General features: G+C 76.5%; 1 protein-coding gene. It reads right to left on the reverse strand.

The features are described 5' to 3' along the window. A partial coding sequence (locus AB8Z36_RS42180) for an AMP-binding protein (protein WP_369218582.1) occupies positions 1–370 on the reverse strand: 370 nt, incomplete at both ends.

Raw genomic sequence — 370 nt, forward strand, 5'->3', positions numbered from 1 at the left:
CTCGCCGCCAACCCCCTCCGCCCCCGCCAGAAGCACCACGTGCCGCACCTCCGGCAGGCGCTCACCCAGGCGGGCGATCCTTGCGGCCTGAGTGGTGTTCTCGCAGATCACCACCCGTGCGCCGGAGTCGGTCAGGACCCAGGCCAGCTCCTCGTCGCCCGCCGTCGGGTAGACCGGGACCACCACCGCGCCCGTCGCCAGCGTGCCGAAGTGGGCGCAGGTCCACTCCGGGCGGGTCTCCGCGAGGATCGCCACGCGGTCGCCCGGGGCGGTGCCGAGGGCGAGCAGGGCGCGGCCGACCCGGCGGGCGGCGTCCCGCAGGCCGGTGTAGGAGAGCTCCGCGTAGGTCCCGGCGTGGCGGAAGCGCAGG

This window comes from Streptomyces flavofungini (assembly GCF_041028215.1).
GTDB lineage: Bacteria > Actinomycetota > Actinomycetes > Streptomycetales > Streptomycetaceae > Streptomyces > Streptomyces flavofungini_B.